The 1,007-nt window shown below is 59.7% G+C and carries 1 protein-coding gene and 1 pseudogene; both read right to left on the bottom strand.

What is annotated here, in order from left to right; genetic code table 11:
• A partial coding sequence (locus tag AC097L_RS26610; protein ID WP_479589687.1) for an APC family permease occupies positions 1-414 on the bottom strand: 414 nt, incomplete at its 3' end.
• A gap of 250 nt (positions 415-664) precedes the next feature.
• Positions 665-1,007: pseudogene (locus tag AC097L_RS26615) on the bottom strand (gallate dioxygenase); the annotation flags it as partial.

The raw sequence follows: 1,007 nt of genomic DNA on the forward strand, positions 1-1,007 counted from the left end.
GTTGCTTAAAAAGTTGTTCAGGTAACCCGACCAGCCGATCGAGGTGGCACTGGCCGCCAGCGCGTATTCCAGCATCAGACAAGCCGCCACGATGTACGCCACCAGCTCCCCCAGCGCCACGTAGGTATACGAATATGACGAGCCCGATGCAGGGATGGACGACGACAGTTCGGCGTAACACAGCGCCGTCAGGCCAGCGGTGATACCGGCCAGGATAAACGCCAGCATCACTGCAGGCCCGGCCTTGGGCACGGCTTCGGCCATCACAAAGAAGATGCCGGTGCCGATGGTGGCCCCCACACCCATCATGGCCAGCGAGAACAAACCCAGCGAGCGGTCCAGGCCGCCGCTGCCGTGGCCGGGGTCGTCTTTTTCAATGCCCTTGGTGCGCAGTAGTTGTTGCAAAAGTCCCATCGATGTGTCCCTCCATGGGCGGATGCAGGGGTGATTTACCCGGGCAGACCCGCTGAGCACTTCTGCAAGTTTTAGCCCCTCAGGCTTGCAGGAAGTGGGAAACATCGTATGGCCGTATACACATGTACTGCCCATGTATCAAAGTAACAAAGCGTTCCAGTTGCGCATCGGTGGTAGGTCTGGAAATTTATAAAAAATCAGCCTCCCGTGCTTATTCCTCCAGCACGAGAAGCTATAAAAAACAGAGCAATCAAGATGTTGCAGGTGTATCCCAGGATGGCGGCGCGGCACCACCACCGGCCACCGAGTACAGGGCGTTGGGAGCGTTGCGGGTTTGCTGGAATACCTCCAGCGTCTCGCCGCGCATGGCGGCATAGATGTGCAGGTTGGACACGCCCAGCACCGCACCCAGCTTCTCCAGCAGAAAGAAAATCACGCCGTAGTGGATCAGCCCGCGCCAGTCGCGCCGCTGCAGCAGACCGCATTCTTCCGCCGTCAGGCCCGCCTCGGCCATGCAGGCGGCAGCGTCGGCCAGAAAGCGCTGGCGCTGGGCGGGAACAACCAGGCCGTGCAGAAAAGTGTTCAGCCGAAAA

The sequence above is a fragment of the Rhodoferax sp. RT5P35 genome, assembly GCF_056521385.1.